This window comes from Streptomyces sp. NEAU-YJ-81 (assembly GCF_017592595.1).
Lineage (GTDB): Bacteria > Actinomycetota > Actinomycetes > Streptomycetales > Streptomycetaceae > Streptomyces > Streptomyces hygroscopicus_B.
This window is the reverse complement of record NZ_JAGFNO010000003.1, coordinates 375,284-396,084: the sequence shown is the minus strand read 5'-3', so window position 1 is coordinate 396,084 and position 20,801 is coordinate 375,284. Positions and strand designations below refer to the sequence as shown.

Here is a 20,801-nt window from a genome sequence, read left to right as displayed (position 1 = left end):
GCGCTGTAGGCCCTTACGACACCCCGTTACGGCGCGCCGTTGAAGGCTCCCGCCGGGCCCCCCGCCGTCTCGCCCTGCGGCGCCGCGTCCTCGTTCTCGCCCGTCAGGTCGCGGACCAGCAGGGTCGCGCCCGCGACGGCGCCCGGCATCAGGAAGACCGCGACCAGGGGGAGGAGGTAGAGGAGGGCCAGGGGGACGCCGAAGCCGAGGGCGAGGAGGCGGCGGGAGTGGAGCATGCGGCGGCGGTCCTTCAGCAGGATTCCGCGGCGCAGCAGGGCGATCGAGGTCAGCTCCTCGGTGAGGAAGAAGCCGGTCACGCAGAAGGCCAGCGCGGGGATCACGGTCTGGCCGACGCCCGGGATGAAGCCGAGCGCGAAGAAGAGCACGCTCCAGAGGGTGACGCGGATGAGCAGGGCGATGGCCTCACGCAGCCCTATCCACAGCTCCGCCCAGATCGACAGGCCGGAGTCGGGGACCGCGCCGCCCTCGGAGCGGTCGACCTGCTCGGAGAGCGACTCGTAGAAGGGCTGGCCGACCAGGAGCGTGACCGCGGTGAAGGTGAGGACGGCGAGGAAGAGGCAGGTGGCGGCGAAGAGAATCGTAAGGGCGCCGCGGAAGATGCCGAGCCAGGGTGAGGACCAGTCGTCGGCGAAGGGCGTGGCCCATGCGATGACGTCATCGGTCCAGAAGAAGAGGGCGACAAGGGCCGCCGCGTAGCCGACGAGGGTGATCAGGGCGGGAATCATCCCGAACCCCCACCATCTCCCGTGCCGGGCCGCCCAGCGCTGCCCCTTCATCAGATAACCGAAGCCAGTCACAAGATCACGCATGGGCCGAAGCCTACTGGCCTAACGTGGCGCGAAAAGGACGCCGAGTTTATCGATCTCGTCACCGGCGCGGCCGGTGAACCCCACGATCCGCCAGCCCGCGGGGGCAGCATAAGTGGAGGCGTCCGACGTGGGCGATCCGGCCATCACCGTCCGTCCCGTGTCGGTGGTGAACGCCGCCGAGAAGACACGGGTGCGGCCGTCCTTCTGGCCCCGGGTGAGGGTCACGGAGGTGAGGTGTTCGGCGGGGCCGAGGGTGAGGGAGACCGGGGTGCCGCCCGTGCCGCCGTGAGTGAGGGCCGCCCCGCCGTCCATGGCCAGGGACACCGCGTCCAGCCGGGAGCCGCCGCGCAGGGTGAGGGTGCGGGGCGCGGGCGGTGCGGCGGACAGGTCGTCGGCGTCGTTGAAGGCGGTGCCGTGCGGACCGCCGAACTGGTCACTGGCGCGCAGGGCACCGGAGGTGCGCCAGGACAGGTCCACGGTGTGCGGATAGTGGTCGGACAGCGGCTTGCCGTCGGCGTCGAGGAACGACGTGTGCTCGTTGTGATACCGGGTGGCGGCGAGCGAGAGCAGCGGACCGGAGCGGTAGAGGACCTTGTCCACGACCTCGCAGGTGTCGGTGACGTTCTCGGGGTCGCAGACGAGGGCGTCGGAACCGGCGGGCGGCGCCGAACCGCCACGGACGAGGTCCACCCACGCGTCGGTGAGGCCGTTGCGGGTGGCCAGGTCGCGGATGTTGTCGGCGGCGCGGGTGTAGCGGGTGTTGGTGTCGCCCATGACGAGCACCGCGTTGCCGGCGGAGTTGGCGGCGATGTAGTCGGAGAGCTGGGTAACGTTGGCGCGGCGCGCGGCGAGGTCGGCGTCCGTCGTCCCCGCGTTGGTGTGCACGTTGTACAGGTCGAGATACGCGCCCTCGGCCAGCCGCACCCGGGCGAGGGTGAAGCCCTTCGGAGTGAGGCAGTCGGTGCCGTTGCACCGGTTCCACTTCACCCGCTCGAAGTCGTCGTACGGCAGGTCCGAGAGGGTGTTGAGGCCGTCACCGAAGGCCGCGCCACCGCTGGTGGGGGTGCGGTACGGGTGGTCGTCACCGGCGTAGAGCGCGGCGTGGTAGTTGAAGTCCTCCTGGACATTGACGATGTCGTACGCGCCGAGCCGGGGCGATATCAGCGGGGTGTTCTTGGCGGGGTGGCCGGAGGACAGGCCCTCGGGGAGCCCGGCCACGTTGTAGGTGAGCACATTGAACGTGCCGGAGGCCACGGCGTTGTGGGGAACCCCGAGGGCTTTGGCATCCGCTACCGCGGGCGTGGCGCCGGATGTGGTAGCGCAGAGCGTGAGCGCCGTCGCGGCCGCGACGGCTAAGCGTCCGATGATTCTCAAGGAGACATCCTCTCGGCTGATGACCGGTGACGAGGGGCTGTTGGGCGTGCGGTGTTCGGCTGGTGTTCAACCTCGTTCCTTACCTTCGCGCTCATGGCCCCTGGACATCACCACCCTCATGATGAACACGCGGTGCACAGCCTTCCCCCGGCTCTCGACCTGTCCGTACGGGACGAGGAGCTGACCCCCGACCAGCTCTCCCGGCGCTCGATGCTGCGCCGCGCGGGGCTGGTGGGCGCGGGGCTCGGTGCCGTGAGCGTGCTGGACGGCGGCGCCGCGCGCGCCGTCGCGGCGACCCGCGCGGCGCCCGGCTCCCGGCAGCACGGCGGCGGCTATCTGTGGCTGGCCGGGGACCATCACATCCACACCCAGTACAGCAACGACGGCAAGTACCGGGTCATCGACCAGGTGCGGCAGGGTGCCCGGCACGGCCTGGACTGGATGGTGATCACCGACCACGGGAACGTCACCCACGCCCGGATCGGGGTCGAGAAGGTCAATCCCGATATCCGCGAAGCGCGCGAGACCCACCGGGACGCACTCGTCTTCCAGGGGCTGGAGTGGAACATCCCCGGCGCCGAACACGGCACGGTCTTCGTCCACCCCGGCCGTGACGAGGTGGCGGTCCTCAAGGAGTTCGAGACCTCCTTCGACGGGTCGGTCAAGAACGCCGGCGACTCCACCCCGCAGAACGAGGCCCTGGCCATCGCCGGTCTTGACTTCCTCTCCGACGCGGTGCGCCGACGGCGCGTCAAGGCCGCGCTGATGCTCGCCAACCACCCCGCCCGCAAGGGCCTCGACTCCCCGCACGAGATCCGCGGCTGGCGGGACGCCCAGCCGCACATCGCCGTCGGTATGGAGGGCGCGCCGGGCCACCAGGCCGCCGGGATCCCGGCCTCCGCACACGGCCCGGGCGGTGCGCGCGGGCTGTACGAAAACGCCCCCGGCCCCCAGTCCTTCGCCGCGTACCCGGCCGAGTCGTACCGCACTTGGGGCGGCTTCGACTGGATGACGGCGACCGTGGGCGGGCTGTGGGACAGTCTGCTCGCCGAGGGCAAGCCGTGGTGGATCACCGCCAACTCCGACTCCCACAACGTCTACGCCGACACCGCGATGCGCGGCCCCGGCAGCGACTACGAGACCAACGGGCGACAGGACGACCCGGTGTACCGGGGCGGGCTGGACCTGGAGGAGAACGACTACTGGCCGGGCCAGTACAGCCGCACCCATGTGGGCGCCGAGGACTTCTCGTACGCCGCCGTCATGGACGGCATCCGGGCGGGCCGGGTCTGGGTGGACCACGGCGGCCTGATCAGCGGCCTCGACGCGCGGCTCAGCGGCGGCGAACGTCGCGGCGGGAGCACCGGCGGGGGCCGCTCGGTCACCCTCGGCGGCACTCTGCACGTGGAGCGGGGCACCCGGGTGCGGCTCGATATGGACATCGCGCTGGCGAACGGTCCCAACTGGGCCGGATTCATACCCACATTGGCGCGGGTGGACGTCATTCAGGGCGAGGTCACGGGGGCGTTGGGCGACCGCGACACGTTCACGGCGCCACGCGCTCAAGTGGTCAAGTCGTTCGAGATCAGCCGCACGTCGGGGTCGGTGCGGCTCTCCTACGACCTCGGCACCGTGGACCGTCCGCTGTATGTACGGCTGCGCGGGACCGACGGCAACCGGACGGCGGTGGGCGCGCGGGGCGCGGCGGTGGATCCGCACGGCCCGGCGATGGATGTGCCGGGCGATGCGGATCCCTGGCGCGATCTGTGGTTCTACGCCAACCCCATGTGGGTGCTGCCCTCCTGACGACGGGCCCGGGTGCGTCCGTCCTGACGACGGGGCCGGGTGCGTCCGTCTTGACGGCTGGGCGGGGCGCATCCGCGTCTCAGAGCTTGCCCGCGCCCGCCTGGGCGGTGACGGTCGCCACGACGGAGGACGCCGGTTCCGCCGTATACGCGTACGGCGGGGTGGTGAAGCTGCCGGTCTGGGACACCTCCGTGGCCGCCCCGCCCAGGTCGTTGCCGCGCAACACCGCATAGCCGTCGATGTCGCTGTCCCGGCTGGTGGTCACGGCCACCTTGGTGTCACGGAAGACGTTGTTCTCCACCAGCGTCTGTGCGCCCATCCGGGAGTGCACACCGGTTTCCGCGCCCTGGACGTAGTTGTCGTAGAAGTGGCCGGTGCCGAAGCGCAGGCTGGGGATGCGGGAGTAGACGTTCGTGAACCAGTTGTGGTGGTACGTCACCTTGAGGTGGCCGGTGTCCTCGCTCGCGTTGTTGTCGCTGTGACCGACCAGGCTGCCCTTGAAGTGGTCGGCGAATCTGTTCCAGGAGACGGTGATGTTGTCGGAGCCGTGGCTGATGTCCAGCAGACCGTCGTAGTAGTCCTTGTCGTGGTCGCGGTCGGCGGAGAGGGTGTTGTGGTCGATCCACACCTTCGTGGACTTCTGCACGGTGATGGCATCGGACGGCTTCCGGGGCTTGCTGAGGTTGAGGTTGCGGACGATGACGTTCGTCGCCTCCTTCAGCCGCAGTCCACCGCCGGTGAAGCCGGAGCCCGAACCCACGCCCAGCACGGTGGTGTTGGAGCCGATGTCCACCTGGCCGGTGAGGGAGAACAGCCCCGAGACCTTGACCACCTTGGCCTTGTCGCCGGTGACGGCGGCTTTGAAGGCGTCCAGGGAGGTCACGGTGGTGGCGGTGGCGTTTCCGCCGCCCGTGGTGCCGGCGCCGAAGCCGATGGGGGTGGTCTCGGCGAAGAGACGCGCGGCGGTGGCGTGTGTGCTCTCGGAGCGTGCGGAGTCGGCCGAGTCCGCGTCATGGGCGGAGACCGTGGAAAGGCCGCCGAGGGCGAGCGTCGCGGCGACGCCCGCGGCGACCGCCGTCAGTCGGCGTCGGTTGCGGGCGGTGACGGGGGTACTCAAGGCGCTGGTGGCACGGGTGGCGCTGGTGAGGTCACCGATGTCGTCCGTGGTGCCGTGGTCGTGCGTCGAGCGCATGGGGGGAGTCCTCTCATTCGGAGGATCTCCACACGGGAGGGGTAATCGCTTGCGGGATGAGCGCGGATGAGCGGGCAAGCACGCTGATCACAAAGGCCGGTGGAGATCACCAAAGGTGCGGCTCTGACGGGTGCGGGGCCCTGACGCCGGGCGGTGCGGTCAAGACCGCCCCGGCGGACAGCAGCCATCCCGGAAGAAGCTAGTAAGCGCTTGTGACGCTGTCAACACCCCTTCACGGCAAGGGAGTTGTCCATAAGCAGAGTTGACGGGAACGGACTTTGCCGAATCCACAGGCGTCCCACAGATGCCGCCGCTACCTTTCCATGCTCATGACAGACTTATCCTCCGCCCCCATGGGGCGCCGACGCGTACTGGTCGCCGGAAGCGCGGCCGCCGCGGCCATCGGAATCGGCGCGGGCACGGCCGCCGCCCGCCCCGAGACGGCCTCCACGGCCACCAGAAGCACTGGTGTTGCACCGGCCCGCGATGCCGCCGCCATCTGCACGCTCACCAAGGAGCTCACCGAGGGCCCGTACTACCTCGACCACGCCCTCGTACGCTCCAACGTCGCCGAGGACAAGAAGGGAGTCCCGCTCCAGCTCACCCTCACCGTCGTGGACACCGCCACCTGCGCACCGCTCAACAAGGCGCTGGTGGAGATCTGGTACTGCGACGCGCTCGGCGAGTACTCCGGCTTCGTCGGCAACAACGGCCACCAGGAGCCGGACAACGGCAAGTTCCTGCGCGGTGCCGTGCTCACCGGCGCCGACGGGGTTGCCAACCTCACCGGCATCTACCCCGGCTGGTACCGCGGCCGCTGCATCCACGTCCACCTCAAGGTGCACACGGACGTCACGCTCACCTCGGACGGCTCGTTCACCGGCGGCAACGAGATCCACACTGGACAGCTCTTCTTCGACGAGAAGATCACCGAGGCGGTGGCCAAGCTCTCCCCGTACTCCACCAACACCGTTCCCCGCACTCCCCTGTCCGCCGACGGCATCTACGGCAACGGCGGCACCGCCGCCGGGCTGCTCGCCGTGACGGCGCTGGGCAGCACCCCGTCCGCCGGTTACCGCGGCACGCTCACGGTCGGCGTCGACCCGGACGCCTGACCCGACTCCCCGTCCGCCCCGCCCGGCACCCCCGGGCGGGGCCCTTCACGGACGTCGTCCCTGCCCAGGTGCTCAGGCCAGACGGATGACGTTCCAGGACATCGGCTCGAGCGTGGTGCGCAGGGCGCCGTCCGCGAGTGCCGTGCCCTCGCCGGGGTGCGGGGTGACGCGCTCGGGGTCCGTGAGGGTGTTACGGGCCTCGGGGTCGGCGTCGGCGAGGACGGTGTGCTCGACCACACGGGTCACCGGCAGGGCGTGCAGGGCGATCTCCAGCGGGAGGGGGCGGTGCTGGTCTCGATTGACCGCGAAGACCGTCACCGCGCCGGTGGACTCGTCGAGGACGGCGGTGGCGTGGAGCAGCGGGACCTCGCCGTAGACGGCCGTCTCGTACGCCGGACTGTCGACGTTGACCTGCAGCACCCTCCCCCGCCCATGGGCCGACGCCTGTGCGAAGGGGTAGAAGGTGGTCTGCCGCCAGGCGGGGCCGCCGGGTTCGGTCATGATCGGGGCAATGACGTTGACCAGTTGGGCGAGGCAGGCGACGGTGACGCGGTCGGCGTGGCGGAGCAGGGCGATCAGCAGCGAGCCGACCACGACGGCGTCGGTGACGGAGTAGTTGTCCTCCAGGAGGCGCGGGGCCTCTTCCCAGTTGAGCGGCTCGGCATTGTGATAGTGGGTCTGGTACCAGACATTCCACTCGTCGAAGGAAAGGTTGATCTTCTTCTTCGACTTCAGCCGGGCGCCGATGTGATCGCAGGTGGCGACGACGTTCTCGATGAAGGACTCCATGTCCACGGCCGAGGCGAGGAAGGAGTCGCGGTCGCCGTCGCGCTCCTCGTAGTAGGCGTGCAGGGAGATGTGGTCCACGAGGTCGTAGGTCTCTTGCAGGACCGTCGCCTCCCAGGTGGCGAACGTCGGCATCGACTGGTTGGAACTGCCGCAGGCCACGAGCTCCACGTCCGGGTCGATCTGCCGCATCGCGCGGGCGGTCTCGGCGGCGAGCCGTCCGTACTCCTCGGCGGTCTTGTGCCCGGTCTGCCAGGGGCCGTCCATCTCATTGCCCAGACACCACAGCCCGATGCCGTACGGATCCTTGTCACCGTGGCCGATCCGGAGCTCGGCGAGGGCGGTGCCGGACGGATGGTTCGCGTACTCCTGCAGCTCAAGGGCGTCCGCGACACCGCGTGTGCCGAGGTTGAGCGCCATCATGGGCTCGCCGTCGACCTTGCGGACGAAGTCGATGTACTCGGAGAGACCGAACCGGTTGGTCTCGGTGGAACGCCACGCGAGATCGAGCCGGCGCGGACGCTCCTCGACCGGCCCGACGCCGTCCTCCCACTTGTAGCCGGAGACGAAGTTGCCACCGGGATACCGGATAACGCTGACGCCCAGCTCGCGGATGAGCGCGAGGACGTCTGTCCGCAGCCCGGCCTCATCGGCGGCCGGGTGGCCCGGCTCATGGATGCCGGTGTAGACGCAACGACCGAGGTGCTCGACGAACGAGCCGAAGAGGCGGGGGTGGACCTCGCCGACGGCGAAGGCGGGGTCGAGGGTGAACCGGGCGGAGGCGGAGGCGGAGTCGGAAGCGGAAGGGATCTGCGGCATGGCGGCCCATCTCTTCGGGTGCCGCGACTGCGCGACATCGCGGTTTCGCGGCTATTCGGCATATCGACCAGCGCTCGTTTCTTCGAACGCGACCGTAAGATCTCGCCGCCACGTGCGTCAATGGCGGGGCGGGGGTGCGTTGTTTGGGGTGCGCGGCTTGGTTGGGTGCGGCTCTCGTCTCGCGCCTACGGCGCAAATTGAGCAGCGGCGGCGGAGGTGCCAGGGCGCGGCCACATCGCCGACTGCCGGGCCGGTGGGCGCGACGCCCGGTGGCGGCCACCCCCGCCCGGGGCCGAGGCCCGATGCCGGACTGCCGGAGGCGGGGGTTGTCCGGGCACGGCCCGGCACGGCCATATCGCCGACCATCAGGCCGGTGGGGGTCCGGGTACCCCTTGAAAAAACGCTTGATATAGCGCAACTAATTCATCAAGCGATTTCTAGAGGGCACCCCACCCCCCTGCTGTCCGGCATCGGCCTCGGCCCCCGGCCAGGGAGGCCGCCACCGGCCCTCGGCCCCACCGGCCCGGCGGCCGGCGGCGAGGGCCCGGCCCGGCACCCCCTGCCCCGCTGCTCAATTGCGCCGAAGGCGCGAGACGGCGCCGCACACGACCACACCGCTCAGCCACACCCCCCGGCCGCGCCGCCCGACCGAACGCCCCCGGCCGCAGCGGTCCGCAGCCGTCCGCTCCCTACTCCGGGCGGATACCAGTGCTGGAGAGCCTCAGTCGGAGCTCCCGCTCCTGGTCACCCGCCACCGTGCCCTGCTCGCGCACCTCGAAGGCGTGGGCCAGGACGTCCGCCACCTGTTGCACCTGGCGGGGGCCGCCCTGGAGGTCGGCGGTGACGGGCGCCGTCAGTGATGCGGGGCGGGGCTCTTCGCGTGGGTCGGCCACCTCGAAGACGGAGGTCCACACCGTGGGCCGCCCCTCCCCCACGTCCTGCGGAAGATTCGTGGTCGCCTCGTCGGACTCGTAGCACATGCGCAGCACACCGAAGACGGCCTCGGCGTCGTATCGCGAGATTCCGCTCACCGCCACCAGCACCTGCGAGGCGGACCGAGGCTGTTCCGGACCGGCCATCGTGGACATGGGGCCACCTTTCCGTTCGGTCTCTTCCGGCTCTTCCGGTTCTTACGGTTCCGGCGAACGCCGGATCTCTTCGGGTACCCACCGCCCCCGGCACATCACCTCTTGAGCGAACCCTTGCCCCTTGACCCACTGCGACGCGGCGGGATGGGACGAGCAGGCGTCGTACTCCGCCGCGATCGAGGCCGACAAGGCGGCGGCGGACCAGGTGGCGGTGCACACGGGCCATCCGTATGTCGCCCCCTCCGACCAGCCCTTGCCGACGAGCCGCCGCACCTGGATGTCGGAGTGGAGCCCCACGGCACGACGTGGAACGAGGCGTGGAACGACCGCATAAGAGATGACGGTTTCGCGGTCGCGGAGGCGACGCCGGCGGACGCGGGGGCGAGTGCGTATGTGTACTGGTTCGGCGCCTCGGTGGGCGCTGGTGGGCGCCACCCGGAGCCTGATCCAGTTGCCGCGCGGGTGCGCGATGGACGGCTGGCGGTCGAGTTGCCGGGGCGTTCGCTGACGACGGCGGTGCTGCCGTAGTCGACCCGCCGACGCCCCCTGCCAACGGGTGGCAGGGGGCGTCGGATCCGTGGCCCGGGTCCTCGCCGGGTCCTCGGTTCGTCAGTCCTCGAACGCGACGATCATCTTGCCGGTGTTCTCCCCACGGAGCATGCCGAGGAAGGCGTCCACCCCGTTCTCCACACCCTTGATCACGGTCTCGCGGTAGTGCAGCTTGCCCTCGCGGATCCAGCCGCCGACCTCCTCGAAGAACTGCCCCTGCAGATCCTGGTGGTCCTGGACCAGCATGCCCTGCATCCGCAGCCGCTTGCCGATGACCATCGTGAGGTTGCGCGGGGCGGCGGGCGGCTCGGTGACGTTGTACTGCGAGATCATGCCGCAGACGGTGATCCGGCCGTGCACCTTGAGGCGGCTGATGGCGGCCTCGAGGTGCTCGCCGCCGACGTTGTCGAAGTAGACGTCGATCCCGTCGGGCGCGGCCTCCTTGAGCTGCTCGGCGACCGGGCCCTTCTTGTAGTTGAAGGCCGCGTCGAAGCCGTACTCGTCGAGCAGCACCCGGACCTTCTCGTCCGAACCGGCGCTGCCGATCACCCGGGAGGCGCCCTTGAGCTTGGCGATCTGGCCGACCTCGCTGCCGACCGCGCCCGCCGCGCCCGAGACGAAGACCGCGTCGCCCTCCTTGAAGGACGCGACCTCCAGCAGCCCCGCGTACGCGGTGAGGCCGGGCATGCCGAGCACGCCGAGGTAGGCGGGGAGGGGGGCGACCTCGGGGTCGACCTTGACGGCGCTCTTGGCGCTCACCGTCGCGTACTCACGCCAGCCGCCGAAGTGCAGGACGTGGTCGCCCACGGAGAGTCCCTCCGCGTTGGAGGCGATGACCTTGCCGACCGCGCCGCCTTGCATCGGCTGGTCGAGCTGGAACGGCGGCGAATACGACTTCACGTCGTTCATGCGCCCGCGCATGTACGGGTCCACCGACATGTAGAGATTGCGGACCAGCGCCTGCCCGGGGCCCGGCTCGGAGATCGGGGCCTCGCGCAGCGCGAAGTCTTCCGGCTTCGGCCACCCCTGGGGGCGGGCGACCAGGTGCCATTCACGGCCGGTGGTGGGGATGACGGACATGGAAGGGCCCTCTCATACGTTTCAGTAGATGAAACAATCATGCTGCTGGATATTTCATGTTGTCAAGTAAATGGGTACTCTGGTTGCCATGACGTCCCGCATCGACCCGCTGACCCTCGAGGTCGTCGAGCTCATCGGCACCATCGTGGCCCGTTATCACGAGGAATACGAGGAGGCCGCGGCCAAGCACTCCCTGACCGGGGCACAGGCCCGGGTGCTGGGCCTGCTGTCCGGCGGCCCGACGCCGATGCGCCGGCTCGCCCAGCAGTTGAAGTGCGAGCCGTCGAACGTCACCGGGATCGTGGACCGCCTGGAGTCGCGCGGCTTCGCCGAGCGCCGCCTCGACCCGGCCGACCGGCGGGTCAAGCTGGCCGCCGCCACCGACGCGGGCCGGGAGACCGCCGAGCGGCTCCGGGGCTCGCTCGACTTCGCGCGCGAACCGCTGGCGGAGCTCTCGGACGAGGAGCGTACGGTGCTGCGCGATCTGCTCAAGCGGATGCTGGGCGTCGCGCCGTAGCGAAGGCGGAACCGTAGCGAGAGCAGAGCCGTAGCGCGCCGTGATGCCCGGCTAGGTGCACCACCACAGGAAGCGATTGCAGGTCTCCGAGGGCGACGGGGTCGGCGTCGGTGCGACCGTCGCCGGGGCGGTGGGCCCCGGATGCGACGGGGTGGTGGGCCGCTGGGTCGTACCGGGGCCGCCCGGGGCCGAGGAGGTGGTGTCGGACGGGTCCGAGGACGAGTCCCCATCCGGATCGGACGAGGTGTCGTCCTTCTCGTCCTTGGACTTCCCGTCGCCCTTGCCCTTGTCCTTGGACGCGTCCTCGTCCTCTCCCTGGCCGCTGTCCGACGCCGAGGGGAGCTCGCTCGGGCCGGTCGTGTCCTGGGTGACCGGCTCGTCGGAGTCCGACACCCCGCCGCTGCGGTCGGCCACCGGCTCCTGCCGACTGGGCGACGGCGAGGACTCCCGCCAGTGCCCCTCGGTGGCCAGCTCGGCCACGAACACCGCGGCCAGCACCGGGCCGAGCACCGCCGCCATGATCGTCACCCGTCGGCCACGCCCCCGGCGGGCCCGCCGGGCACGGCTGCCGAAGAGGCGGGGCTTGGGCTTCCGGCGCGAGGCACGGGTGGCCCCTGAGGCGGGGGACGCCTGCGCCGCACGCCGATCCGCACGCCCGCCCGTACGTCCGTCCTCGGGCTCGTCCGTACGTCGATCCGTGTGCCGGTCCTCGCCCTCGTCCCTACGCCGCTCGGCACGTCCGCCCGCACGCCGGTCCGCACGGCGGTCGGCTCTCCGCTCCGCACGGGGCGCGGGCGTGTCGGCCCCGCCCTCGTGTGCCGTGTCCGATGTGGCGGAGGGCAGGCCGAGATCCCCAGCGGGCGTCCCGCAACCGGGGCAGGAGACGGCACCGTTGAGATGGCGGCGGCAGGGAGAGCAGTAATCCATTTCGCCGGGCAGGTTATGTGACCAACGGGTAGGTCAGCAGGACGCGGGGTGTGAGGATCCTGTGCAAAGAACCGCACGAAAGCCCTCGTCAGGCCCTGTCCCACCGGCGGCCGATGCCCGCCCGGCCCCGCTCAGCCGGCGAAGGCGGGCTGCGCCAGACCCTGCCCCGCACCCTCGATGACCAGCAGCGACCCGGCGAGCGGCGGCGCGGCGGCGCCAAGTCCGACCCGTGCCGAGGTCAGATACAGATCGGTGAGGTCCGCACTGCCGAAGGCACACGCGGTCGGGCGCGGGAACGGAAGCTCCACCACCCGATCGAGTGTCCCGTCGGGGGCGTAGCGACGAATCGCGGCGCCGTCCCACAGGGCGACCCACACCGCGCCGTCGGCGTCCACACACAGCCCGTCCGGGAAGCCCGCGCCCTTCTCGACCTCGGCGAACGGCCTCCTGCCCGAAACCGCCGTCCCACCCGCGTCGTCCACGTCGAAGACGTCGATACGGCGGGTGGGGGTGTCGATGTAGTACATGAGGCGGCCGTCCGGGCTCCAGCCGATGCCGTTGCTGACCGTCACCTCCGGCAGGAACTCCGTAGGGGAGCCGTCAGCCCCGATCCGGGAGAGCGTGCCGCCGCCGGCCGTCTCGTCGTAGCGCATGGTGCCCGCCCAGAGCGCGCCGTCCGGCGCCACCGCGGCGTCGTTGCCACGGCGGCCGGGGACCGCCTCGCGCAGCAGCCAGTCGAAGCCGCCGTCGGCCCCGTACACCCCGATGCCGTCGCGGAGGTTGACCACAAAACCGCCGCCCGCGCGGGGCTTGGCCGCGCCGACATGCTGCTCGGTGGCCAGGGTGGTGCGGCGGCCGGTGGCGGGGTCGTAGGTGTGGACGCGGGAGGAGAGGATGTCCACCCAGATCAGCCGCCGGGCGGCGGCGTCCCAGGTGGGTCCCTCACCGAGCACGGCGCTCGCGCGCACCGCTATTTCGAGCGACGGCCGTGTGCTCATATGTCCCGCCTCCGATATCCCAGCCGCACCGACAGCTCGCCCGCGCCCTTGGCCGCCAGCTCCGTCAGCTCGGCCTGGCGCTCCTCGCTCCAGCGGATCGTCGGCACCGAGATCGACAGCGCCGCGACCACCTTGCCCGTGGAGTCCCGTACGGGAGCCGCCACGCAGCTCACATCCGGGTTGGACTCCCGCTGTTCGACCGCGATGCCGCGCTCGCGCACGGTGACGAGATGGCGGCGCAGTTCGACGGGGGAGGTGATGCTGTTGTCCGTCATCGCGGCCAGCGGCTGCTCGCTCGACAGCCGCGCGTCCAGGGCGTCGTCCGACAGGGAGGCGAGCAGCATCTTGCCGACCGAGGTGCAGTGGGCGGGCAGCCGGCGGCCCGCGGCGGAGACCATGCGGACGGCGTGGGTGGAGTCGACCTTGGCGATATAGATGACGTCCATGCCCTCGAGAATCGCGACATGCACGGTCTCGTCGCAGGTCTCCGCGACGCTCCGGGCCACCTGCCGGCCCTCGGCGGCCAGGTCGAGCTGCTCGGCGTAGCGACTGCCGAGCTGATACGGCCGCACCCCGAGCCGATACCGGCCGGGCTGGTCGGGTACCTGGACCAGATAGGAACGGGCGGCCAGAGTGGTCACCAGCTCATGGACGGTCGTACGGGGCAGGCCGAGCCGACGGGTGATCTCGGGTGCGGAGAGGGTGCCGTCTCCGTCCAGGAAGAGCTCGAGTATGTCCAGAGCCCGTGTCACCGCGGGCACCAGGCGTCCCATAGTGCTCGCCCTCCCCTTCTGGTCAGATGGCAAGCGTTCGAGATTCCGGCCGGTGGCCGGTATCGCGAACACAGGTTATGCGGAGGGGACTTCCCCCGGCAATGGTCCGGCAAAGTAGGAGCCATGGATTCGGCACCCGGCTCGTTCCCCCAGCCCGACTCGTTCCCCACTCCCTTCCCCTTCGTCCTCGTGCTGCTGCGGCGGATGGCCGACCATCAGCCGGGGCTGGTCGAGGACGCGCTGCGCGAGCTGGGCTTCGGGCGTGCGGTGATGCGCGAGGCCAACCGCCGCTGGCAGGCCATGCAGCGCTCACCACGGCGGCGCTCGGCGGTCGCCCGCTACCGCTCCGTACTGGGCCCGCCCGAGTCCACCTCCACCCGCCGGATCGGCGATCTGACGAGCGAGGCGCTGAGGTGGTCCGTGCCGCTGTGGCCGGATCTGCGGTTCGAGGTGCTCACCGCGCCGAACGGGGCGGTGTGGAACGAGTGGCTGGTGCGCGCCCCGGGCGCACCCGCCCCGCGGCTGCGTACGGCCGCCGACCTCGTGCCCTGGTCCTGCACGGTGGACGAGGTGGCGCGCGCCTTCGCGCCCGCGCGGCCCATGGAGGGCTCGGCGCCCACCCGCTGGCGGCTGGCCTTCGACGCGCCGGAGGCGGAGAACGGTGAACTCCGCCACTATGTGGCGGAGTTCACCTGGGGTCTGCTGCAGCGTATGGAGAACGTCAGGCCAGCTTCGCCGACAGCGTGATCTCCGTACCGGCGAGCGCCTGGCTCACCGGGCAGTTCTTCTTGGCGTCCTCGGCCGCCGCGGTGAACGCGGCCTCGTCCAGGCCCTCCACCGTGCCCTCGACGGTGAGGTGGATGCCGGTGATCCCGGTGCCGGGCTGGAAGGTGACGTCGGCCCGGGTGGTCAGCTGGGTGGGCGGGTTGCCCGCCTGGGTGAGGCCGTGCGAGAGCGCCATCGAGAAGCAGCTCGAGTGGGCCGCCGCGATCAGCTCCTCGGGGCTGGTCTTGCCGTTGGCCTGCTCGGCGCGGGACGGCCAGGAGACCGGCTGCTGGTCGATGCCGGAGGAGTCGAAGGTGACGGTCCCCTGTCCCTGGGCCAGATTGCCCTGCCAGACGGTGTGCGCGGTACGCGTCGTAGCCATGCTCGCTGTTCCCTGCTTCCTGTCGGACGTGAGATATGCGTGGAGATGATCACCCAGCGGGGGTGCCACCGCTGCCAGCGGCTCCCTGCCGGGAGATCGACTCCGAGCCTACGTTCCAGGCGACCACGGCCGGGCGACCATGCTCAGTTCCGAGTCGACTCACGGTCGCGGTGTCCAGCCGGAAGAGCGCACCGGCGGACGGGGGCAGGCCCAGCCGGCGGGCGGTGAGCACCCGCAGGACGTGGGCGTGCGCCACCAGCACCACATCGGCGCCGTCCGCCGCCTCCAGCTCGGCGGCGATCCGGTCGAGCACCCGGTCCACACGGGCCCCGACCCGCTCGGGCGACTCCCCCGGGTGGTCGGGGCCGCCCGGCGGGACGCCGTCGGTCCACAGGTTCCAGCCGGGGCGGGTGCGGTGGATCTCGGTGGTGGTGATGCCCTCGTAGCCGCCGTAGTCCCATTCGTGCAGATCGGGCTCGACCGTGAGGTCCTCGAGCCCGGCGAGCCGAGCGGTGCGCATGGCCCGCGCCATCGGGCTGACCAGGGTGAGCCCGATCTTCCGCGCGGCGAGCGGCGGGCGCAGGGCGCGGGCCTGCTCCTCACCGCGCGGTGTCAGGGGCAGATCGGTCCAGCTCGTGTGCTTGCGCGACCGGCTCCACTCGGTTTCGCCGTGCCGGATCAGCACCAGCTCAGCCACGGTTGCCGGACGCCTTCTCGTCGCCGGCGGCGGCCTGCTCCTTCTCCTCGTCGATGGCCCGCTTCTCGTTCGACGCGGCGGCGATGGAGGCCCGCACGCTGTCCATGTCGAGGTCGCGGGCCTGGCCGATGACGTCCTCCAGGGCCGGCTCGGGGAGGGCGCCGGGCTGGGCGAACACCGCGATATTCTCCCGCACGATCATCAGCGTGGGGATGGACTGGATGTCGAAGGCGGCGGCCAGCTCGGGCTGGGCCTCGGTGTCCACCTTGGCGAACAGCAGATCCTGATGGCGCTCGGCGGCCTTCTCGTAGATGGGCGCGAACATCCGGCACGGCCCGCACCAGGAGGCCCAGAAATCGATCAGAACGAATTCGCTCCCGGACACGATCTCGTCGAAGTTGTCCTTGGTGAGCTCAACGGTGCTAGTGCTCATGCCTGCGTTACCCGCTTCCGTACGTCGGCAGATGCCACATGCACGGTAACCCCGCCACCGCCCGCCGTTATTCCGGGGCCGTGGCGCCCTTACGGCTGCTCCGCAGGTCAGGCCGTCCGGAAGCGTATGCCCAGGTCGGCGGGGGTGAAACGGCGTACATCCCTGGTGGACAGCCCGCGATCGGTCCCCCGGAAGACCCAGAAGCCACCCGTCCTGCCGTGACCGTAGCCGGGCGCGGCGGCGATTACATCGTCGTGTCCGTCCCCGTCGACGTCGAGGAGTGGGGGCTGGGGGGCGAAGGCGTCGAAGCCGTACGGAGTGTGCCGGCCGGGCACCCCCGGGGTGTCCAGGTCCAGGGTCTGCTCCCCGCCGTTCCCCTCGTGCGCGCTCGCGGCCGGGTCGTACTCGCCGCCGTGCCCGCGCCGTGAACCGGGCAGCAGGGTGAGCCGACCGTTGCCGTAGTTCTTCTCCGGGGTGGCCACCACCAGGTCGGGACGGCCGTCGCCGGTGATGTCGCCGACGGCCGGGGAGCCGCCGAAGCCATCGCCGCGCCGTGCGTCGCCCGGCAGGCCCGGCCCGGACGGATCGACCGTGAGCTCCGAACGCCCCCGGCCCAGACCGGACCTGGCGCCGTGGACGACGGTCAGCCGCCCGGAGCCGCGGTGCCGCCCGGGGCCGAGGGTCCCCTGGCCGGGCGCGAGCAGATCGTCGATCCCGTCATGGTCGGCGTCCCCGGCCGCGGGCTCGCGCGGGCCGTCCTCCGTGCCGAGGGCGTGGGCCAGGCGCGCCTCGGGCCGCTTGTCCCGCACCAGGCCCTTGGGGCTGCCGCGGTAGTGGGCGACGGGGGTGTCGAGGGGGGCGGTGTCGTCGGGTTCCGGGTGATTCGGCTGGTCGGGCTGGTCGGGCTTGTCAGGCTGGTCGGGCTGATCCGCCCGTTCCGGCTGAACCGCGCCGTAGCGGTAGGTCAGCACCACATCGGTGCGATGGTCGCCGTCGAAGTCCCCGGCGGTGGCGGTGGCAGGTGCGGTCACGGGTGCCGCGCGGTGGGACCGGCCGGTGGGGAGCGGGGTGGTACGGGCGGGGCCGGCCTTGGCGCCGAACGGCCCGTACAGCACCCGTACCGCACCCCGGCCGTCGGCCGCCGAGGCCAGCAGGTCGGCCGCGCCGTCCCCGTCGAAGTCCCCCACGGCCAGCGCCAGAAATCCGGCCGCGCCGCCCCGGAGCGGGCGCGGCGCGGCCAGCCCACGGGGTCCGCCGCGCAACATCACCGTCTCACCCGTCCGCTCGCCCCGCGGCGAACTCCCGTGCCGGAAGCGTGCCGTCACCAGGTCGGTGAGGCCGTCGCCGTCGAGATCGGTCCGCAGCAGGGGCCCGACGTAGTCGTCCTCGGCGCCGTCGACGACGAGGCGGTGCCGCGGGTCGAGGCCGTGCGCCGAGCCGTAGACCACCGCCAGCCGGGCGGGCAGCGGCCCCCGGGAGGCGCTGGTGGGGCGGATGGCGGTGGCGAAGTCGTCGTAACCGTCGCCGTTGAAGTCCCCGAGCGAGGCACCGGCCGTCCCCTTCGTGGCGCCCTCCACCGGCTTCGGGCCCGCGTGGCCGCCCTCGCTGCACCCGGCGAGCAGCAGCACGGACACGGTCACGGCGGCGACGGGAACGGACGAACGCACGGCGGCACCTCGCGAGGCGGATCGAGCGGTCACGGATAAGAGGCACGGACAGCGGGCACGGACAACGGGCACGGACAGCGGGTACAGCTACGGACACGAACGCGGATGCGAACGAAGGCTTCACCGCTCAAGGACTCCAGGAAGCACGCTCGGGTTGCTTCGCGGCCGACCCCGCGGACGCCCCGCGGAATGCACGCGACACCGGGCGCCGAGGTTGCGATCATGGCGAGAAAACCTCTCCGGACGAGGAAGGGCGATGCCCGATGCCGGCCATACCCGCCGACCCGACAGTGCTGCACCCGATGCCCGAGCAGCCACGGGTGGTGCTGCTGAAGCCGCTGATCACCTCGCCGCTGATCGAGGCCGGGGAGTTCACGTACTACGACGACCCGGATGACCCCACCGCGTTCGAGACCCGCAATGTGCTCTACCACTACGGGCCCGAGCGGCTGGTCATCGGGAAGTTCTGCGCGCTGGGCGAAGGGGTGCGGTTCATCATGAACGGCGCCAACCACCGTATGGACGGACCCTCCACCTTCCCCTTCCCCATCATGGGCGGTTCGTGGGCCGACCACTTCGACCTGATCACCGGCCTGCCGGGCCGGGGCGACACCGTGGTCGGCCACGACGTCTGGTTCGGATACCGGACGACGGTGATGCCCGGCGTCCGCATCGGCCACGGCGCGGTCATCGCCTCCGGTTCCGTGGTGGTGGACGACGTCCCCGACTACGGCATCGTCGGCGGCAACCCGGCCAAGCTCATCCGCCGCCGCTACGACGACGAGGACATCGCCCGGCTGCTGGCCCTGGCCTGGTGGGACTGGCCGATCGAGCACCTCACCGCCCATATCCGCACGATCATGTCCGGAAGCGTGGACGAGCTGGAGGCGGCGGCCCCACGCTGAACCCTGAGCAGTAGGGCGCGGTTTGCTCTACGGCCGCGACCGTAGAGCAAACCCCCCTTCTGTCAGCTTCTGTCAGCGCTCGAGACTCATGTACAGACGGGTGCCGAGGGGCTGGTAGCCGACGCGTTCGTAGACGCGGCGGGAGCCCTCACCCGAGTACTCCAGCCATACCGACTGGGCTCCTCGGGCGAACATCGTCTCGGTCAGCGCGGCGGTGACCGCGGCGGCGATGCCCCGGCCGCGGAAGGCGGGCCGAGTGCCCACGCCCGCCAGTTCCGCGGTGCCCACGGCGGGTGCCGAGCAGGTGGCCCCGCCGGCGCAGCCCCCATCGGGTGCCCGGACGAACCGGACCGCGCCCCCGTCCTCCTGGATGCGGCGCAGCCGGGCCGCCCCCTCCGGAGAGGAGGCGAACTCACCAACGAACGCCTCGGACAGCGCGGCGTCGATCGCCCGGTAGTCCTCGTCCGTGGACGGGACCGCCACCGGGACGGCCACCGGACCGGACTCCGTGTCCTGGGGAAGCGTGAGCCTGTCCGGGGTGCACACCAGATACGCGTGCACCGCCTCCACGCTGAACCCCGCCTCCCGCAGCGCGGGCTCCACGGCGGGCGCGGCGTCCGGCGCGAACTCGAGCCGGGGCTTGAGATCGCGTACCCGGAACGCCTCGATCAGCTCCTTGACGTCCCGGGCGGTGGGCCGGGTGCCGGGGAGAGGGGTCGCGTAGTTGATGTACGGGCTGGTGGTACCGGGCTCGAACCCCGCCACGAAGCCCCCGGTCTCGACGAGCACGGGGCGGCGGCGGAGGTTGGCTACGGCGAAGCTCTGGACGTCAGTGCCCATGGTGATGTGACCTCACGAAGAAACGCGGCGTAAGGCGCCGCGAAAGAAACGGTATGCGGATACGTGGGGCCGCCGTGAGGAGACGCGTGTGGCACCGATCGTTCAGTGCCGACGGCGGCCGCTGGGGGACGCCGAGTCCATGGGCTTCAGTCCTTTGACAGATGGTGGAATCGCCATGCGGAACGTATCGCACGGCGTGGCCGAGTGACACGTGGTTTTTGAGAGGCGGCGCGTAAGTCCGCCCCACCGCTTGGCGGCGCCTCAATTGCCCGGCCTCTCACCGACCTTGCCAGACGGTCGCGCAGCGGCCTTGGGCGGCCTTGGGCGGCCTTTCTCCGCACGGAGGATTGACGCGGACACACCACGACTCTACCGTCTCGTCAGATCTCGTCGTTCATAACGGAACACACGTTTCATGTACATGGACGCGCGGTCCATACCAACCCCCCACGGGAAGGCAATTCCCATGCGCATCCGTACGCTGCTCACCGCCGTGGCGACCGTGACCACCGTCATCGGTGGCCTGGCCCTCGCGGCCCCCGCCGGCGCCTCCCCCACGGCCACCTTCGCCGACCCGTCGAAGGCGCCGGGCGGCAACTTCGACCTGTCGGTGTGGCAGCTCCAGGAACCGGTCGGCTCCCCCGGCAAGCCGACGACCATCCCCTCGTCCCGGCTCCAGGGCGCGAACGGATTCCAGGACGACTACTTCTACACCGACAAACGCGACGGAGCGATGACGTTCTGGGCGCCGGAAAAGGGCGTCACCACGCCGAACTCCAACTACGCCCGCTCCGAACTGCGCGAGATGAACCGCAACGGCGGCGCCGCGGACTGGTCGCTGAGCGGCTCCCACAAGCTGCAGGCGACGCTGCGCGTGGTGTCGGTGACGAAGAACGTCTGCGTCGGGCAGATCCACCTCGGCTCGGGCGGATCCTCCACGAAGCCGCTGGTGGAGCTGTACTACCGCGCCAACGGCGACATCGTCCTCGGTACGGAGAACTCGCCCGAGGGCGGCCAGACGCTGCACAACGTCGGCAATGTGTCGGTCGGCAAGACGTGGAACTACACGATCGGCGTCTCCGGCGGCGACACCATCGACCTGACGGTCAACGGCGCCACGACGCACTACGACATCCCGTCGTCCTTCTTCTCCTACAAGCAGTACTTCAAGGCCGGCTCCTACAACCAGTCGTCCTCCGACAGCACCACGAACGGAGCGCGCGTCGGCTTCTACGGCCTGACCGTCTCCCACGCCTGA

The 20,801-nt window shown here is 70.8% G+C and carries 21 protein-coding genes; 7 read left to right on the top strand and 14 right to left on the bottom strand.

All coding sequences use genetic code 11. The features are described from left to right. Window positions 1–26: 26 nt before the first annotated feature. Together J5X86_RS10180 and J5X86_RS10175 are read right to left on the bottom strand one after the other, a co-directional pair. Window positions 27–830, bottom strand: coding sequence for an EI24 domain-containing protein (locus tag J5X86_RS10180; protein ID WP_208516399.1), 804 nt, complete (start codon window positions 828–830; stop codon window positions 27–29). An 18-nt stretch (window positions 831–848) separates the two neighbouring features. Continuing rightward, window positions 849–2,204 (bottom strand): jacalin-like lectin, encoded by a 1,356-nt coding sequence (locus tag J5X86_RS10175; protein WP_208516398.1) that lies wholly within the window; start codon window positions 2,202–2,204, stop codon window positions 849–851. A 93-nt stretch (window positions 2,205–2,297) separates the two neighbouring features. Here J5X86_RS10175 and J5X86_RS10170 point away from each other — a divergent pair, with 93 nt between their 5' ends. Then, complete coding sequence (locus tag J5X86_RS10170; protein ID WP_243979960.1) at window positions 2,298–4,010, top strand: PHP domain-containing protein; 1,713 nt, start codon at window positions 2,298–2,300, stop codon at window positions 4,008–4,010. Window positions 4,011–4,089: 79 nt separating this feature from the next. Here J5X86_RS10170 and J5X86_RS10165 read toward each other — a convergent pair whose 3' ends face one another. After that, window positions 4,090–5,202 (bottom strand): polysaccharide lyase family 1 protein, encoded by a 1,113-nt coding sequence (locus tag J5X86_RS10165; RefSeq protein WP_208516396.1) that lies wholly within the window; start codon window positions 5,200–5,202, stop codon window positions 4,090–4,092. A gap of 329 nt (window positions 5,203–5,531) precedes the next feature. Here J5X86_RS10165 and J5X86_RS10160 point away from each other — a divergent pair, with 329 nt between their 5' ends. Next, window positions 5,532–6,317 carry an intradiol ring-cleavage dioxygenase gene (locus J5X86_RS10160; protein ID WP_374229236.1) on the top strand — a complete coding sequence of 262 codons (786 nt, stop codon included), beginning with the start codon at window positions 5,532–5,534 and terminating at the stop codon, window positions 6,315–6,317. 72 nt (window positions 6,318–6,389) lie between these two features. On the opposite strand, the gene J5X86_RS10155 is transcribed toward J5X86_RS10160, so the two are convergent. Beyond that, complete coding sequence (locus J5X86_RS10155; protein WP_208516394.1) at window positions 6,390–7,922, bottom strand: alpha-N-arabinofuranosidase; 1,533 nt, start codon at window positions 7,920–7,922, stop codon at window positions 6,390–6,392. Between the two features lie 689 nt (window positions 7,923–8,611). Further along, entirely contained in the window at window positions 8,612–9,010 is a 399-nt protein-coding gene (locus tag J5X86_RS10150; protein WP_208516393.1) for a hypothetical protein, read from the bottom strand. A gap of 121 nt (window positions 9,011–9,131) precedes the next feature. Between J5X86_RS10150 and J5X86_RS10145 the strand changes: the two genes are divergently transcribed. Then, the gene (locus tag J5X86_RS10145) at window positions 9,132–9,344 is read left to right on the top strand and encodes a hypothetical protein (protein WP_243979958.1); all 213 of its coding nucleotides are present in this window, start codon (window positions 9,132–9,134) and stop codon (window positions 9,342–9,344) included. Between the two features lie 275 nt (window positions 9,345–9,619). Here the strand turns inward: J5X86_RS10145 and J5X86_RS10140 are convergent, their stop codons facing one another. After that, window positions 9,620–10,639, bottom strand: coding sequence for an NADP-dependent oxidoreductase (locus J5X86_RS10140; RefSeq protein WP_208516392.1), 1,020 nt, complete (start codon window positions 10,637–10,639; stop codon window positions 9,620–9,622). Between the two features lie 88 nt (window positions 10,640–10,727). On the opposite strand from J5X86_RS10140, the gene J5X86_RS10135 reads away from it, so the two are divergent. After that, complete coding sequence (locus J5X86_RS10135) at window positions 10,728–11,156, top strand: MarR family winged helix-turn-helix transcriptional regulator (RefSeq protein ID WP_208516391.1); 429 nt, start codon at window positions 10,728–10,730, stop codon at window positions 11,154–11,156. Window positions 11,157–11,207: 51 nt separating this feature from the next. On the opposite strand, the gene J5X86_RS10130 is transcribed toward J5X86_RS10135, so the two are convergent. The 3 genes from J5X86_RS10130 to J5X86_RS10120 form a co-directional block, all read right to left on the bottom strand. Further along, on the bottom strand, window positions 11,208–11,684 hold the full coding sequence (locus tag J5X86_RS10130; RefSeq protein WP_208516390.1) for a hypothetical protein: 477 nt from the start codon (window positions 11,682–11,684) through the stop codon (window positions 11,208–11,210). Between the two features lie 530 nt (window positions 11,685–12,214). Then, complete coding sequence (locus tag J5X86_RS10125; protein ID WP_208516389.1) at window positions 12,215–13,081, bottom strand: SMP-30/gluconolactonase/LRE family protein; 867 nt, start codon at window positions 13,079–13,081, stop codon at window positions 12,215–12,217. After that, window positions 13,078–13,854, bottom strand: coding sequence for an IclR family transcriptional regulator (locus J5X86_RS10120; RefSeq protein ID WP_208516388.1), 777 nt, complete (start codon window positions 13,852–13,854; stop codon window positions 13,078–13,080). The genes J5X86_RS10125 and J5X86_RS10120 overlap by 4 nt, the downstream gene beginning before the upstream one ends. 123 nt (window positions 13,855–13,977) lie before the next feature. Between J5X86_RS10120 and J5X86_RS10115 the strand changes: the two genes are divergently transcribed. Further along, a complete protein-coding gene (locus J5X86_RS10115) occupies window positions 13,978–14,601 on the top strand; it encodes a hypothetical protein (protein ID WP_208516387.1) in 624 nt (207 codons plus the stop codon). Here the strand turns inward: J5X86_RS10115 and J5X86_RS10110 are convergent. The 4 genes from J5X86_RS10110 to J5X86_RS10095 form a co-directional block, all read right to left on the bottom strand. Further along, window positions 14,576–15,001 carry an OsmC family peroxiredoxin gene (locus tag J5X86_RS10110; RefSeq protein ID WP_208516386.1) on the bottom strand — a complete coding sequence of 142 codons (426 nt, stop codon included), beginning with the start codon at window positions 14,999–15,001 and terminating at the stop codon, window positions 14,576–14,578. The genes J5X86_RS10115 and J5X86_RS10110 overlap by 26 nt on opposite strands. Window positions 15,002–15,050: 49 nt before the next feature. Next, window positions 15,051–15,698, bottom strand: a complete 648-nt coding sequence (locus J5X86_RS10105; RefSeq protein ID WP_208516385.1) for a histidine phosphatase family protein — start codon at window positions 15,696–15,698, stop codon at window positions 15,051–15,053. After that, complete coding sequence (gene trxA, locus J5X86_RS10100; protein ID WP_078641234.1) at window positions 15,691–16,131, bottom strand: thioredoxin; 441 nt, start codon at window positions 16,129–16,131, stop codon at window positions 15,691–15,693. Before trxA ends, J5X86_RS10105 begins: the two co-directional genes overlap by 8 nt. Before the next feature lie 107 nt (window positions 16,132–16,238). Further along, window positions 16,239–17,798, bottom strand: coding sequence for an FG-GAP and VCBS repeat-containing protein (locus tag J5X86_RS10095; protein ID WP_208516384.1), 1,560 nt, complete (start codon window positions 17,796–17,798; stop codon window positions 16,239–16,241). 263 nt (window positions 17,799–18,061) lie between these two features. Between J5X86_RS10095 and J5X86_RS10090 the strand changes: the two genes are divergently transcribed. After that, a complete protein-coding gene (locus J5X86_RS10090; RefSeq protein ID WP_208516383.1) occupies window positions 18,062–18,703 on the top strand; it encodes a CatB-related O-acetyltransferase in 642 nt (213 codons plus the stop codon). 72 nt (window positions 18,704–18,775) lie between these two features. Here the strand turns inward: J5X86_RS10090 and J5X86_RS10085 are convergent, their stop codons facing one another. Next, on the bottom strand, window positions 18,776–19,543 hold the full coding sequence (locus J5X86_RS10085; RefSeq protein ID WP_208516382.1) for a GNAT family N-acetyltransferase: 768 nt from the start codon (window positions 19,541–19,543) through the stop codon (window positions 18,776–18,778). Between the two features lie 466 nt (window positions 19,544–20,009). On the opposite strand from J5X86_RS10085, the gene J5X86_RS10080 reads away from it, so the two are divergent. After that, window positions 20,010–20,801 (top strand): polysaccharide lyase family 7 protein, encoded by a 792-nt coding sequence (locus tag J5X86_RS10080; RefSeq protein ID WP_208516381.1) that lies wholly within the window; start codon window positions 20,010–20,012, stop codon window positions 20,799–20,801.